Origin of the sequence: Siminovitchia sediminis, assembly GCF_042680885.1 — a bacterium.
Taxonomy (GTDB): domain Bacteria; phylum Bacillota; class Bacilli; order Bacillales; family Bacillaceae_C; genus Siminovitchia; species Siminovitchia sediminis.
Map to the genome: position 1 here is coordinate 13,721 of NZ_JBHUEO010000058.1, position 13,692 is coordinate 27,412.

17 protein-coding genes are annotated in these 13,692 nt (G+C 43.1%); 16 read left to right on the forward strand and 1 reads right to left on the reverse strand.

Annotated features, from left to right (window positions below; translation table 11 throughout):
- Positions 1 to 31: 31 nt before the first annotated feature.
- The 13 genes from ACFSCZ_RS15495 (at position 32) to ACFSCZ_RS15555 (ending at position 8,005) form a co-directional block, all read left to right on the forward strand.
- Positions 32 to 292: a pro-sigmaK processing inhibitor BofA family protein gene (locus ACFSCZ_RS15495; RefSeq protein ID WP_380775075.1), complete on the forward strand. Its 261-nt coding sequence runs from the start codon at positions 32 to 34 to the stop codon at positions 290 to 292.
- A gap of 180 nt (positions 293 to 472) precedes the next feature.
- Positions 473 to 646 carry a sigma factor G inhibitor Gin gene (locus ACFSCZ_RS15500; protein ID WP_380775077.1) on the forward strand — a complete coding sequence of 58 codons (174 nt, stop codon included), beginning with the start codon at positions 473 to 475 and terminating at the stop codon, positions 644 to 646.
- A gap of 365 nt (positions 647 to 1,011) precedes the next feature.
- On the forward strand, positions 1,012 to 1,671 hold the full coding sequence (gene tmk, locus ACFSCZ_RS15505) for a dTMP kinase (RefSeq protein ID WP_380775079.1): 660 nt from the start codon (positions 1,012 to 1,014) through the stop codon (positions 1,669 to 1,671).
- A gap of 115 nt (positions 1,672 to 1,786) precedes the next feature.
- The gene (locus tag ACFSCZ_RS15510; protein WP_018708571.1) at positions 1,787 to 2,116 is read left to right on the forward strand and encodes a cyclic-di-AMP receptor; all 330 of its coding nucleotides are present in this window, start codon (positions 1,787 to 1,789) and stop codon (positions 2,114 to 2,116) included.
- 10 nt (positions 2,117 to 2,126) lie between these two features.
- Positions 2,127 to 2,564, forward strand: coding sequence for a YaaR family protein (locus ACFSCZ_RS15515; RefSeq protein ID WP_380775082.1), 438 nt, complete (start codon positions 2,127 to 2,129; stop codon positions 2,562 to 2,564).
- Between the two features lie 17 nt (positions 2,565 to 2,581).
- Positions 2,582 to 3,583 carry a DNA polymerase III subunit delta' gene (gene holB / locus ACFSCZ_RS15520; protein WP_380775084.1) on the forward strand — a complete coding sequence of 334 codons (1,002 nt, stop codon included), beginning with the start codon at positions 2,582 to 2,584 and terminating at the stop codon, positions 3,581 to 3,583.
- Positions 3,576 to 4,403, forward strand: coding sequence for a PSP1 domain-containing protein (locus ACFSCZ_RS15525; protein ID WP_380775086.1), 828 nt, complete (start codon positions 3,576 to 3,578; stop codon positions 4,401 to 4,403). Before holB ends, ACFSCZ_RS15525 begins: the two co-directional genes overlap by 8 nt.
- 51 nt (positions 4,404 to 4,454) lie before the next feature.
- Positions 4,455 to 4,790 (forward strand): DNA replication initiation control protein YabA, encoded by a 336-nt coding sequence (gene yabA / locus ACFSCZ_RS15530; protein WP_380775108.1) that lies wholly within the window; start codon positions 4,455 to 4,457, stop codon positions 4,788 to 4,790.
- Between the two features lie 102 nt (positions 4,791 to 4,892).
- The gene (locus tag ACFSCZ_RS15535; protein WP_380775088.1) at positions 4,893 to 5,639 is read left to right on the forward strand and encodes a tRNA1(Val) (adenine(37)-N6)-methyltransferase; all 747 of its coding nucleotides are present in this window, start codon (positions 4,893 to 4,895) and stop codon (positions 5,637 to 5,639) included.
- Positions 5,623 to 5,910 (forward strand): GIY-YIG nuclease family protein, encoded by a 288-nt coding sequence (locus tag ACFSCZ_RS15540; RefSeq protein WP_380775090.1) that lies wholly within the window; start codon positions 5,623 to 5,625, stop codon positions 5,908 to 5,910. Before ACFSCZ_RS15535 ends, ACFSCZ_RS15540 begins: the two co-directional genes overlap by 17 nt.
- Entirely contained in the window at positions 5,888 to 6,787 is a 900-nt protein-coding gene (gene rsmI / locus ACFSCZ_RS15545) for a 16S rRNA (cytidine(1402)-2'-O)-methyltransferase (protein WP_380775092.1), read from the forward strand. The genes ACFSCZ_RS15540 and rsmI overlap by 23 nt, the downstream gene beginning before the upstream one ends.
- A 103-nt stretch (positions 6,788 to 6,890) precedes the next feature.
- A complete protein-coding gene (locus ACFSCZ_RS15550; protein ID WP_380775094.1) occupies positions 6,891 to 7,541 on the forward strand; it encodes a class I SAM-dependent DNA methyltransferase in 651 nt (216 codons plus the stop codon).
- Complete coding sequence (locus tag ACFSCZ_RS15555; RefSeq protein WP_380775096.1) at positions 7,538 to 8,005, forward strand: S-ribosylhomocysteine lyase; 468 nt, start codon at positions 7,538 to 7,540, stop codon at positions 8,003 to 8,005. The genes ACFSCZ_RS15550 and ACFSCZ_RS15555 overlap by 4 nt, the downstream gene beginning before the upstream one ends.
- Before the next feature lie 715 nt (positions 8,006 to 8,720).
- Here ACFSCZ_RS15555 and ACFSCZ_RS15560 read toward each other — a convergent pair.
- The gene (locus ACFSCZ_RS15560) at positions 8,721 to 9,014 is read right to left on the reverse strand and encodes an AbrB/MazE/SpoVT family DNA-binding domain-containing protein (protein WP_380775098.1); all 294 of its coding nucleotides are present in this window, start codon (positions 9,012 to 9,014) and stop codon (positions 8,721 to 8,723) included.
- A gap of 345 nt (positions 9,015 to 9,359) precedes the next feature.
- Here ACFSCZ_RS15560 and metG point away from each other — a divergent pair, with 345 nt between their 5' ends.
- From metG to ACFSCZ_RS15575, 3 genes are all read left to right on the forward strand, one after another.
- A complete protein-coding gene (gene metG, locus ACFSCZ_RS15565) occupies positions 9,360 to 11,318 on the forward strand; it encodes a methionine--tRNA ligase (protein WP_380775100.1) in 1,959 nt (652 codons plus the stop codon).
- A gap of 179 nt (positions 11,319 to 11,497) precedes the next feature.
- Complete coding sequence (locus ACFSCZ_RS15570; protein WP_380775102.1) at positions 11,498 to 12,268, forward strand: TatD family hydrolase; 771 nt, start codon at positions 11,498 to 11,500, stop codon at positions 12,266 to 12,268.
- 82 nt (positions 12,269 to 12,350) lie between these two features.
- Positions 12,351 to 13,568 (forward strand): ubiquitin-like domain-containing protein, encoded by a 1,218-nt coding sequence (locus ACFSCZ_RS15575; protein WP_380775104.1) that lies wholly within the window; start codon positions 12,351 to 12,353, stop codon positions 13,566 to 13,568.
- The last annotated feature ends 124 nt before the right edge of the window (positions 13,569 to 13,692 follow it).

Here is a 13,692-nt window from a genome sequence, read left to right on the forward strand (position 1 = left end):
AGTAAGGATACATGTACAGGAGGGGGAAGGCGTGGATTCCGGTTTGATTATTATTACCTTGCTTATTTTCTTAATCTTAGCCCTGCTCATGTCAGTAAAGCCTGTTTTTAAAGTGGCTGGCCAAGCTGTCATTAAATTGATGATCGGCGCCCTGTTTTTATTTTTCCTCAATGCATTTGGCAATCAATTTGGCTTATATGTTCCCATAAACTTTGTTACGGCTGCTATTTCCGGTTTTCTCGGGCTCCCGGGAGTCGCCGCATTATCAGTCATTCAGCTTTACATTCTTTGATGAAGCATCCGCGTAAAATGCGGGTGTTTTATTTTTTTTCGTAAATATGGCCCAGACAAACACAGCGAGTGTCCCCACCGCATAGAATTGAATCAAATGGTTTTAACTTCTTAAATCTTGTTAATTGTGTATACAATTATCCTCCAGCGGGAATAATAAAACATGTGTGGAGGTGGAGAAATGGAAAAGTGTATTATTTGTAAAAAAGAACAGGATAAAGGCATTCATCTTTATACATCTTTTATTTGCACCGACTGTGAACAGGAGATGGTCCAGACGGAAACAGATGACCCGAAGTATAAGTACTTTGTGGAACAGATGAGAGTCATTAAAGAGACGAAATATGTTACGTAAAACTGGGCTTTTAGTTAAATGCCTGGTTTTTTTTAACATTAGGTCATAAAATGAAGCTGCGTCAAGAAGGACAAGATATCCCTCCCTGATTTTGCTGACGGGGCAAGAACGATTTTGGCAGGATCACTCAGATATTTGCATGCTCCTGCTCCAACGTCCATGACGGTTTTAGCCTGTGAAATCTGCAAGAACTATGCAGTGTTAAATTGTCCTTCATCAACAATTGTCCAGTGCCTGCTGCTTGAAGAGGTGACTCTTCATTTTCTGACCCTCCCAGTTTCAGACTGCACTTTTCTATTCTATTCGTTCCGGCCAAGCGGTGGTATACTAGACCCAGTAAACATATTTGATCGGAGGAAGCTGGATTGTTCATTACGTTAGAAGGTCCTGAAGGAGCAGGTAAATCAACCATCATTACAAAACTGGTTCATGACATGGAAGCAGAGGGAATACATGTTTTAGCCACCAGAGAGCCGGGCGGCATTGACATAGCGGAAAAAATCAGGAAGATTATCCTTGATAAGCATCATACCATGATGGATGCCAGGACGGAGGCTTTGCTCTATGCAGCAGCGCGCCGCCAGCATTTGGTGGAAAAGGTATTGCCGGCTCTTCAAAAAGGAATCGTCGTCCTGTGTGACCGATTTATTGACAGTTCCCTTGCCTATCAGGGATATGCACGGGGCCTTGGAATAGATGAGGTACTTGCTATCAATGAGTTTGCCGTCGATGGAGCCATGCCGGATCTCACCATTTACCTTGATATTGACCCAAAAACAGGTTTGGAGCGCATTGCCCAAAGTCCGGAGCGTGAAGTAAACCGGCTGGATTTGGAAACGGCAGAGTTTCATAGCAAAGTCCGGGAAGGCTATCGTCTGTTGCTGAAAAGGTTTCCTGAAAGAATTACACCCATTGATGCTTCCGGGCCTATTGAGGATGTATACCGCAAGGTTAAAAAGAAAATTGACGAAAAGCTTAACCTGATGGACAGAATAATGATGGACCCTTGTGAAAAATGTCGTTAATTTATTGGGAAGTATCGATATTCATGGACGATTAACGATGTCACATCACTGATTAGCTGATATAATAATAAAGAATACCCTGTGTTTATCACTTTATTTTTAGGAGTGAGGATAAATGAAACTGATTATGGCTGTAGTTCAGGATCAGGACAGTAACCGGCTGATGAATGCGTTGGTTGAAAATAATTTCAGGGCAACTAAATTGGCAACAACCGGCGGCTTTTTAAAGTCAGGTAATACTACCTTCATGATAGGTACTGAAGATATCCGCGTTGAGAAAGCGCTTGAAGTCATAAGAGAAAGCTGCAAATCACGTGAACAGTTAATGGCTCCTGTTTCGCCAATGGGCGGGAATGCCGATTCCTATATTCCATACCCGGTGGAAGTATCGGTAGGCGGAGCGACAGTATTTGTTCTCCCAATCGAGCAGTTCCATCAGTTTTAGGAGCAGTTAAATGAAAGTTAATCAATATTCCCGTTCCAGAACAGGACCATTTCCGTCCGTTACTACAACCGGAAATAACAAGACTGCATTTGCTGATGTGATGTCACGCCAAGAGGTGCAACTGTACAAAAAAGAGCTGGACAAACTGCTGGTTGATGTCCAAAACGCGGGAGAAAGGCTTGGGAAATCAAGAAACTTTCAAGATTTGGCTGCTTATAAAGCGCTTGTCAAACGTTTGGTGAAAGAAGCTGTGGAAACCGGAATGAGAGTAAAGCAGTCACATAGCTGGAACCGATTTTCCGAAGGAAGAGTCCTTCAGACAGTCGAATTGATTGATGAGAAGCTCGTCGAACTGACAGAAGATGTACTGGAAAGCGAAAAGCAGTCTATTGATATTCTGGGAAAAATCGGAGAGATCAAAGGGCTGCTGATCCATTTATATACGTAGGCGGGTGAAGACCGAATATGAATTGGCACCAATTTGAAAAAGACCAGCCCATTGCAGCCAGGCTCTTGAAAAACAGCCTGGAGCATCATCGGATCGCTCATGCCTATTTGTTTGAAGGTGATCACGGTACAGGAAAAAAGGCAGGCAGTCTGTTGATGGCGGCCAGCCTGTTTTGCGAAGAAAGTGGACAAAATGTAAATCCTTGCGGGCATTGTACAAACTGTAAAAGAATTAATAGCGGAAACCATCCGGATGTTCACCATGTTGAACCAGATGGGTTTTCCATTAAAATAGATCAAATTCGCGCTTTGCGGACAGAATTTAGTAAATCAGGCATGGAATCAAGTAGAAAGCTATATATTATTAAAGATGCAGAAAAAATGACGGTCCAGGCAGCAAACAGTCTATTGAAATTTTTAGAGGAACCTCATTCAGGGACAACAGCTGTTCTTATTACCGAGCAGCCGCAGCAATTATTACCGACGATTATTTCCCGCTGCCAGTCCGTCCCTTTTTTTTCCTTGACACCTGAGCAGTTCGCAAAAAAGCTTGAAGAAGCTGGTGTCTTGAAAGGAAAAACAGCTCTGTTGTCCATGATTACGAATGATTTGCAGGAAGCATTGAGGCTGAGTGACGATGATTGGTTTGCACAAGCCAGAAAAATAGTGTTAAAATTATATGAAGCAATGAAACAAAATTCGCTCTATGCCATGATATCCATTCAAACAGAGTGGCTGGGGCACTTTAAAGAGAAAGCCCAGCATGAACTGGGACTGTCTCTTTTATTATATATATATAAAGATATGTTGAACATACAACTGGGGAAGGACAGACAGCTCATCTACCCTGATCAACGGGAAATGCTGGAGAGGGATGCTCTTCATACTTCAATGAAACGGCTGTCTGATCAGATGACTGCAATTTTGGAGGCCAAGAGAAAATTACACGCAAATATGAATCCTCAGCTGTTGATGGAACAGCTTGTGCTGAATTTGCAGGGGGGACCTTCTTTTGTATAACGTAGTAGGAGTCCGGTTTAAAAGAGCCGGTAAAATATATTATTTTGACCCACTGGATCATCCGGTCCGCAAAGATGATTATGTTATTGTGGAAACTGCCCGCGGCATCGAATTTGGAAAAGCCGTGACAGATAAAAAGCAAGTAAGCGAAAATGATGTGGTGCTTCCTTTGAAGAAAATAGTCAGGCTTGCAGATGAGCAGGACAAAGAGAACGTGGAGTCCAACAAGGCAGCAGCCGAAGAAGCATACAACATCTGTATAAAAAAAATTACAGAGCATCAGCTGGAGATGAAATTGGTTGATGTAGAATATACATTTGACCGGAACAAGGTGATTTTTTATTTCACGGCTGACGGGCGAGTGGATTTCCGGGAGCTTGTTAAGGATCTGGCGTCTATCTTTAGAACAAGAATTGAACTGAGGCAAATCGGAGTCAGAGATGAAGCGAAGATGCTCGGCGGAATTGGTCCATGTGGACGCATGCTCTGCTGTTCTACTTTTTTAGGGGATTTTGAACCGGTATCAATCAAGATGGCCAAAGATCAAAGCCTCTCTTTAAACCCGACAAAAATATCCGGTTTATGCGGAAGGCTGATGTGCTGCCTCAAGTATGAAAATGATGAGTATGAAGCGGCTAAAGCGGCTCTTCCGGATATTGGCGAAGTCATTGATACACCGAGCGGGTCGGGAAAAGTGGTCGGTTTAAATATATTGGAGCGAATTATGCAGGTAGAGCTTGCTGACCAAGAGCGGGTTTTGGAATATACACTGGAAGAGATCATGGGTGAAAGTGTAACGTCTGTTCAGGCCACGGAATAATGAGGTGGTAAGGTGAAGGATAAAAAGGAGTTCTTCGATTCAGTGAGCAATATGGAAATGCAGATTGGCCAGCTGTATCAGCAGCTTGCTGAACTGAAACAGTATCTGGCTGAGCTGATCGAGGAAAACCATGCATTAAAGTCGGAGAATGATCGTCTGCGCCGACATCTGGATCAAGGAACAGAAGGGCCCGGTCTCGTACTGCCCGATGGGGAAAGGGAAGAACACGCTGTTTTTGATCGAATGAACGAAATGGATATTGGTGAAGGTTATGATAATCTTGCCCGCCTTTACCAGGAAGGCTTCCACATTTGTAACGTTCATTTTGGCAGCCCCCGCAGGGATGAAGATTGCCTTTTTTGCCTGTCCTTTTTGAATAAAAAGTAATGTTTGACATGAAGCGGCCTTCCTGCTGTTGAGGAAGGCTCTTTTATTGGAATCTTACCTATAAAACGTGAGTTATTGGAAGGGATGGGAGTGTAAAAAAACATGATAGACTTGATTGGGGATGAACGCCTCGATTATTTACTTGCAGAAGATTTAAGAATTATTCAAAGCCCGTCCGTCTTCGCCTTTTCCCTGGATGCTGTGCTGCTTGCCCGTTTTGCCTATGTACCGATTCAAAAAGGACGTATCGTTGACTTGTGCAGCGGCAATGGCGTGATCCCGCTTCTGCTAAGCAGGAAGACAAAAGCATCAATTACCGGTGTAGAGATTCAAGAGAGACTTTATCATATGGCTGAAAGAAGCATTCAATATAACCGGTTGGAAGAGCAGATCCATATGATTCATGGAGACGTGAAGGATGTTGTTCATAAGCTGGGACATGCAAAGTATGATGTGGTTACATGCAATCCTCCATATTTCACCTCTAACAGTCCGGATACTATGAACGATAATGAATATTTAGCCATTGCCCGGCATGAAATTTTATGTACGCTGGAAGATGTAATTCGGACAAGCAGCCAGCTTCTCCGCCAAGGGGGCAAAGCAGCTTTTGTCCATCGGCCTGAACGTCTGATGGATATTTTGACGCTGATGAGATCCTATCGGCTGGAGCCGAAGAGACTGCGCTTTGTCTACCCGAAATTGGGGAAGGAAGCAAATACGATTTTAGTAGAGGGCATCAAAAACGGCAATCCCGGTTTAAAGGCGCTGCCCCCGCTGTTTGTCTATGATGATGAAAACAACTATACTACAGAAGTAAGAGAGATTTTATATGGAAAAGAAGAGTAGCCATTACTTTTACGTGCTGGAATGCAGGGACGGATCCTTTTATGGCGGTTATACAGTGGATCCTCCGCGGAGGCTGACGGAGCATAACAGCGGAAAAGCATCAAAATATACACGGACACGCACGCCCGTGTCGATGATTTACGTGGAGGAATATGATGGGAAAAGCGAAGCGATGAAAGCGGAATATGCTTTCAAGCAGCTGACGCGCGCAGAAAAGGAACAATTTCTGAAAAAGGCCGGTGAACGGAATGCGGAGTCAAAAAAGCAATGAGGCCTCTGAAAAGGGAACTTTATATTTGGTGCCGACCCCGATCGGTAATCTGGAAGATATGACTTTTCGAGCTGTCCGGATACTGCGGGAAGCGGACTGGATCGCTGCTGAAGATACACGAAACACAAAAAAGCTTTGCAATCATTTTGAAATTCATACGCCGCTTGTCAGCTACCATGAGCATAATAAGGCGTCGAGCGGCCGCCAGCTTATTGATCGGCTGCTGCAAGGAGCAAACGTTGCGCTTGTCAGTGATGCCGGCATGCCATCTATTTCCGATCCCGGTTATGAAATTGTCCAAGAAGCCCTTAATGAGGAAATAGCAGTTGTCCCTCTGCCCGGAGCAAACGCGGCATTAACTGCTTTGATCGCGTCAGGAATTCAGCCGCAGCCTTTTTATTTTTATGGATTTCTTCCGAGAGGAAAAAAAGAGCGGAAAGCCGAATTGGAAAAGCTCAAGAAACAGGATGGAGCTATTTTGTTATATGAAGCTCCCCATCGATTGAAGGTAACTTTACAAGATCTTTATGCCATTATGGGAGACCGTAAATTAGTATTATGCAGGGAATTGACGAAGAGGTTTGAGGAATTTTTGCGCGGAACGCTTTCCTCGGCAGTCAATTGGACAGAAAAAGAAGAGATCCGCGGAGAGTTTTGCATCGTTTTAGAAGGCAGTGGTGAAACTGAGGTGGAAGAACAGCCTCCGTGGTGGACTGCGCTTGGCCTGAAAGAACATGTAGAACATTATATTGCCCATGAGCAACTGTCTTCCAAAGAGGCCATCAAGCGTACAGCAAGCGACCGTCAGCTGCCCAAACGAAAGGTATACCAGGCCTATCATATACATGATGAGGATCAAGAGCAGGAGTCCGATTGAAAATGGGCTCGTGCTCTCTTTTTTTCTTGCTGCAGTTGTAAAAAAGTGGTACATTATGTATACCTTAATTCATACTATTTTTATAGGAAAGGAGTGAATTAATTTGGTTCAAGATTTTAATCACTTGTTTGATGCGTGGTCCGCGACATATGATGAAACAGTCGGAGGTGGAGACAATGAATATCGAGAAGTGTTTTTGCATTATGAACAGATCTTAGAGGAGGTTGCAAAAAATTCAAAAGGGTATATAGTTGAATTTGGGGTCGGTACCGGTAATTTGACGGAGAAGCTTGTAAGGAGAGGTTTGCAGGTGTATGGCATTGAGCCATCAAAAGGGATGAGGGTGAAGGCGACTGAAAAACTGCCAAACATCCCGATCGTCAAAGGGGATTTTCTATTATTTCCGCCGCCTGAATTTAAACCCGATACGATTGTAAGCACATATGCCTTCCATCATTTAAAAGATGAGGAGAAAAGAGCAGCTATCGCTAAATACAGTCAAATGCTCGGTGACTCCGGAAAAATGGTTTTTGCTGATACTGTTTTTTTGGATGAAAAAGCCAAACAAGATATGATAAAAGAAGCACAAAAGAAAAAATTTTACCGGCTTGCAGCCGATTTGAAGTCGGAATATTACACAACCATTCCGTTTTTAGAAGAAATTTGTAAAGAATATTGCTTCCAGGTCCATTTCAAACGAATGAATACGTTTGTATGGCTGATGGTGGCCGAAAAAAGGAGAGGATCTGCATGACACAAAAAAAGATGAATGTGGAAAGCTTTAACTTGGATCATACGAAAGTAAAAGCACCTTACGTCCGTCTCGCAGGTGTTGTCGAGGGGGAAAACGGGGATGTCATCCGCAAATATGATATTCGTATGTGCCAGCCTAACAAAGAGCATATGGAAATGCCGGCTGTTCATTCATTGGAACATATGATGGCGGAGTTCAGCCGGAACCATTCCGACAAAATTGTCGATATCAGTCCAATGGGCTGCCAAACAGGCTATTATCTATCTTTGGTCAATCACGATGATTATGATGACGTGCTGAAAATCTTGGAAAAAACGCTGAACGATGTACTGGATGCGACGGAAGTTCCGGCCTGCAACGAAGTACAGTGCGGGTGGGCGGCCAGCCATAGTTTGGAAGGTGCCAAAGAAATTGCAAAAAACATGCTTGCGCATAAGGATGAGTGGACAGAAGTATTTGCGTAAAAAAGTTTATCAGAACGGAATTTTTGCGTACGGGAAATGGTTCCTTGGCAAGTCTAAGATCGTTTGTGACTCTCCATTTCAGTTCCGAGGGGCGTTCATGTCCCCCCAAAGTGGTTGGAGGACGGAGTTTTGACTTGTCAAGGTTGTTCAGGAGGCCCAATATAGCGGCTGCCAAGGATAAATCAAGGCTCCTAATTTTAGATCAATGAACTAACTTTGGTCATCAAGGAAGGCTCATGACGTCCAAAATCCTGGACGGGCAGATAATTGATCGTCAAGAATGATTCAAGGCACATGAACCAGATCATTTATTAACTTTTCGTCGTCAGGGAAAGCCACGCTGCGTTATCTGCAGTGCTCACGAAGCTATTGGCAGCTTGCCGCCTTCCCCATGGGAGCAATCATGTCATCTTGGAAAATAAAAAGGCGCTCCCTATTATAGGAGCTGCCTTTTTCATTTAATAGGATAACTGCTTTATAAGTATCCCGGCTGGCTTTGATCCAAGCCGGCGTACAGAACCCCCGTGTTAATCCCCAGCCAAGCAGGGCCCAGACGCTTGCTGTCCGCTTACAAACTTCCATCCTATGGAGGCGTCATGATTACCCGGCGATGAGTACTCCTCGCAATTGAAATTTTTTTCAGCAAAGCAATTTCAATTGCAGAAGCGCCAGGTTGTATGCCGCTAGAGGGGAGCCAGCACTTTATCTTATTTCATTAGCTGTTTACTTTATCCAATTCAAACGATTCACGTATTTCCTCGATCAATTGCTCGGCGCCTTCACGGCTTAACACTAATTTACCGCCGGCAAAAAGGGCATTCTCATCTGAGACATTGCCGGTAATATGACAGGTCATGCTCGGTTTGTACTTTTTCAGGACAATTTTTTCATCGTCTACATATATTTCCAAGGCATCTTTTTCCTCGATCCCCAAAGTGCGCCTCAATTCTATAGGAATAACGACACGCCCGAGTTCATCTACTTTTCGCACAATTCCGGTAGATTTCATAGTGCTTTCTCCTCTCAATACGGCTTTTATTGTATCTATATAAATTTTAAAATTCATCCTTTTTTACCTGGGTGTAATCAAATTTATCGTACCAGTCTTTCCCAAGTCCGTCAATTAGAAGTTTAAAAAAATGTAAATTTATTAGATAGAATTTCCTAGATACTTTTGCCATTTTGAAAATAAACGTCCTTCCAAAGGCTTGGATTCTGTTTCCTTTGGAGCATCGGCAAGTTGCAGGAATCGTTGAATTCACGTATATTTTTAGTGTAGAAGAGGACAAGATGCAAAGAGTAGATGTCAGCATGTATATATAGGACATTCTGTCAGCGAGAGGGAGGAAACATGGTGAAAGAAAAACTTAAAACTTTTTATTTAACAACCCCCATTTATTATCCAAGCGGGAATTTGCACATTGGCCATGCCTATACGACTGTTGCCGGAGATGCAATGGCGCGTTATAAACGCATGCGGGGTTTTGATGTCATGTATTTGACCGGTACAGATGAGCACGGGCAGAAAATCCAAAAAAAGGCAAAAGAGGAAAATGTGACTCCAAAAGAATATGTGGATCATATCGTCAGCGGGATTCAGGAGTTATGGACAAAGCTTGATATCTCCTATGATGATTTTATCCGTACAACGGAGGATCGGCATAAAACGGTTGTTCAAAAAATCTTTAAGCAGCTGCTGGATCAGGGAGATATTTACCTCGGAGAATATGAGGGCTACTATTGTACGCCATGTGAGTCATTCTTTACAGAGCGCCAGCTTGATCAAGGGAACTGTCCTGACTGCGGGCGTCCGGTGGAGCTGGTAAAAGAGGAGTCTTACTTCTTCAGAATGAGCAAGTATGCGAACAGGCTTTTGCAGTTTTATGAAGAAAATCCCAACTTTATCCAGCCTGAGTCAAGAAAAAATGAAATGATCAATAACTTTATAAAACCGGGCCTGGAAGATTTGGCGGTATCACGGACAACATTTGACTGGGGCATCCAAGTACCGGGCGACCCCAAACACGTGATTTACGTTTGGATTGACGCTTTGACCAACTATATTACAGCGCTCGGCTACGGGACGGATGACGACTCGAAATACTTGAAATATTGGCCGGCTGATGTTCATATCGTCGGAAAGGAAATAGTCCGCTTCCATACGATTTATTGGCCCATCATGCTGATGGCCCTTGATCTTCCACTACCGAAAAAAGTATTTGCCCACGGCTGGCTGCTGATGAAAGACGGAAAAATGTCCAAATCAAAAGGAAATGTGGTAGACCCCGTCATGCTAATTGACCGATATGGACTGGATGCGGTTCGTTATTATTTATTAAGGGAAGTGCCATTTGGTTCAGACGGTGTATTTACTCCTGAAGGATTTGTCGAAAGGATTAACTATGATCTGGCTAATGACCTGGGTAACTTGCTGAACAGGACCGTAGCAATGATCAATAAGTATTTCGATGGGACTATCCCTGCATACGAAGGAAACATCACGAAATTTGATGAACCTTTGCTGGAGGTTAACAAACAGATTGTTCACCAGTATGAAGAAGCAATGGAAAACATGGAATTCTCTGTAGCTCTTTCTTCTGTCTGGCAATTGATCAGCCGAACGAATAAATATATTGATGAAACAGAGCCATGGATTCTTGCAAAAGATGAAGAAAAGCGCGCTGAGCTGGGAAGTGTTATGGTCCATTTAGCCGAATCACTCAGAAGAGCAGCGATCTTATTGCAGCCATTCTTGACGCAGACACCTAAAAAGGTATTTGATCAGTTGAATATTACAGAAGAGCAGTTTCAAACGTGGGAGAGTCTTGAAACCTTCGGTAATATTCCTTCCGGAACAAAAGTAGTGAAAAAAGGAACACCTATCTTTCCGAGACTTGATATGGAAGAAGAAATCCAATATATCCAAGATCAGATGAAGGGCCCTGCTGCTCCCGCAAATGAAAAGAAACAGGAACAGACGGTACAGGCTCCGGAAATTACAATGGATGACTTTAAAAAGATTGAGTTGAGAGTCGGACAGGTGATTGATTGTGAACCGGTGAAAAAAGCAGATAAATTGCTGAAATTACAATTGGATCTAGGTTATGAGAAGAGACAAGTTGTCTCAGGAATCGCTGAGTTTTATAAGCCGGAGGAACTGATTGGAAAAAAAGTCATAGTGGTGGCAAATTTAAAACCTGTGAAACTTCGTGGCGAATTATCGCAGGGAATGATCCTTGCCGGGGAAAAAGACGGAATTTTGTCGATTGCTTCTGTGGATCAAAATCTGCCAAATGGAGCAGTTGTAAATTAAATTTAATATAGTTGATAATTCCGACAAATACAGAAAACATTGATAACATAGAGGGTATGGCTGTAAAAATGTTGATTTAACGCCATCTCTCTATGTTCTTTTTTTGTAATCTAAATGTTAACTTACTGTGACTTATGTTACTCATTTTTACTTTATACTCTAGTGAAGGAGATTGAGCTATGTTATTTGACACACATGTTCACTTAAATGATGAGCAATTTGATATGGATCTTCAGGAAGTGATCGCACGCGCCAAAGAAGCGGGTGTGAAATATATGGTCGTTGTCGGTTTTAACAGGCCGACCATTGAGAGAGCGCTTCAGCTTGCAGATGACTACGACTTTTTATATGCAAGCGTCGGATGGCATCCGGTGGATGCAATCAATATGAAAGAGGCCGACCTTGCTTGGCTGGAAGAAAAAGCCTCCCATCCAAAAGTTGTGGCTCTTGGGGAAATGGGCCTGGATTATCATTGGGATACATCACCCCCAGATATTCAAAAAAAAGTCTTCCGCAAGCAGATTGATCTGGCAAAAAAATTACAATTGCCGATCATTATACATAACCGCGAAGCAACTGAAGATGTTATTCAGATCTTGAGAGAAGAAAACGCCAAGGAAGTCGGCGGCATTATGCATTGTTTCAGCGGCAGTGCGGAAACAGCCAAAGAGTGTCTCGATTTAAATTTCCATATTTCACTCGGAGGTCCTGTTACTTTCAAAAATGCCAAAAAGCCAAAGAAGGTAGCAGAGGAAGTTCCAATGGACCGCTTGCTGATAGAAACTGACTGTCCGTATTTGGCACCGCATCCCTACCGGGGAAAAAGAAATGAACCGGCATATGTGCAGCTTGTTGCAAAACAAATTGCTGAACTGAAAGGGATGACCTATGAAGAAGTGGCAATGAAGACGACGGAAAATGCCAAGAAGTTATTCGGCATTGACATATAACTTGTAATAAATATCGTACTTCTTCATCACAAAAATTTGCTGAAAGGGCAAAAGCTTACGAGAAGAAGGAGGAGTTTTTCTTTTGGGTACAGAGATGAGAAGCCGCAGGAAATTGGGATTGGCAGTAGCAAGCTTGCTTGTTTTCACTGCCACTCTCATGGTTTTAATTACCGAAGGAACAAAAAAGACAGTTGCTCTTACACTTGATGGAGAAGAGCTCGTGATCAAAACACATGCTGACACGATTGGCGAAATGTTGAATGAGCTGGATGTGGACGTAAAAGAAACAGATTATCTGTCACATGATCCTAGTACGGCTGTAAAAGATCAATTATCCCTGATATGGGAGCCGGCAAAGCCTGTCATACTGACAGACGGAGATGAATCAAAGAAGGTGCTGACAACCGCCTCTACCGTCCGGCAGCTGTTCCATGAAGAAAGTATTGAACTGAGCAAACATGATCAAATCAATGTCTCGCTCAACGAAAAAGTAGTTGAGAATATGACAATAGACATTGAGAGAGCTTTTGAAGTAGTGTTGAACAACGGGAAGAATCAAGAAAAGGTTTGGACAACTTCGACTACGGTCGCTGACTTTTTACAACAGCAAGGTGTTGAGCTGGGAGATTTAGATCAGGTTAAGCCGGAACTGGATAAAGAATTGGTTCCCGGAAAATCTGTTGATGTGATCCGTGTAGAAAAGGTCTCCGATGTAGTGGAAGAACCGGTTGATTTTAAAGTTGTGACCAAACAGGACGGCAATCTGGAAAAAGGAACTGAAAAAGTCATTCAAGAAGGCCAAAAAGGATTACTGAAGAAAAAATATGAAGTGACCAAAGAAAATGGAAAAGTAGTAAAGCGTTCTCTTGTTTCCGAAGAAGAGATTAAAGAAAGCACAGCTAAAATTGTAGCAGTCGGAACGAAAGCTGCCCCCGCACCTGCTGATTCTTCTAAGCCACAGTCAGCTGTTGCAAAAGTGTCTTCCCCTCAAAAGGCTAAAGCCGGCGGAGGAAAAGAAGTATATATGGATGCAACAGCTTATACGGCAGACTGCAATGGCTGTTCCGGCATTACAGCTACAGGTATCAACTTAAAAGCAAATCCTAACGCGAAGGTAGTGGCAGTTGACCCGAATGTGATTCCCTTAGGATCCAAAGTATGGGTAGAAGGTTACGGTTATGCAGTCGCCGGGGATACAGGCGGAGCAATTAAGGGGAATAGAATTGATGTTCATGTCGGATCCAAAGGCCAAGCATACAACTTTGGCAAAAAACGTGTAAAAGTGCGTATTGTGGACTAGGGGCTGTCTAAATAGCCCCTAAAATAAATCAGGAGGAGAAAACCGAATCGTTTTTCTCCTCCTGATTTTGCATTTGTGGGCTTTTTTCCTAAAAGCAGCTGGCGGATGCCCGCCACTTTCAGGA

Bases quoted from the DNA above. Each gene is read 5' to 3' on its own strand.
- ACFSCZ_RS15500 (WP_380775077.1), top strand. From the start codon at position 473: ATGGAAAAGTGTATTATTTGTAAAAAAGAACAGGATAAAGGCATTCAT.
- ACFSCZ_RS15510 (WP_018708571.1), top strand. From the start codon at position 1,787: ATGAAACTGATTATGGCTGTAGTTCAGGATCAGGACAGTAACCGGCTG.
- ACFSCZ_RS15515 (WP_380775082.1), top strand. From the start codon at position 2,127: ATGAAAGTTAATCAATATTCCCGTTCCAGAACAGGACCATTTCCGTCC.
- holB (WP_380775084.1), top strand. From the start codon at position 2,582: ATGAATTGGCACCAATTTGAAAAAGACCAGCCCATTGCAGCCAGGCTC.
- yabA (WP_380775108.1), top strand. From the start codon at position 4,455: ATGGAAATGCAGATTGGCCAGCTGTATCAGCAGCTTGCTGAACTGAAA.
- ACFSCZ_RS15535 (WP_380775088.1), top strand. From the start codon at position 4,893: ATGATAGACTTGATTGGGGATGAACGCCTCGATTATTTACTTGCAGAA.
- ACFSCZ_RS15540 (WP_380775090.1), top strand. From the start codon at position 5,623: ATGGAAAAGAAGAGTAGCCATTACTTTTACGTGCTGGAATGCAGGGAC.
- rsmI (WP_380775092.1), top strand. From the start codon at position 5,888: ATGCGGAGTCAAAAAAGCAATGAGGCCTCTGAAAAGGGAACTTTATAT.
- ACFSCZ_RS15555 (WP_380775096.1), top strand. From the start codon at position 7,538: ATGACACAAAAAAAGATGAATGTGGAAAGCTTTAACTTGGATCATACG.
- ACFSCZ_RS15560 (WP_380775098.1), bottom strand. From the start codon at position 9,014: ATGAAATCTACCGGAATTGTGCGAAAAGTAGATGAACTCGGGCGTGTC.
- ACFSCZ_RS15570 (WP_380775102.1), top strand. From the start codon at position 11,498: ATGTTATTTGACACACATGTTCACTTAAATGATGAGCAATTTGATATG.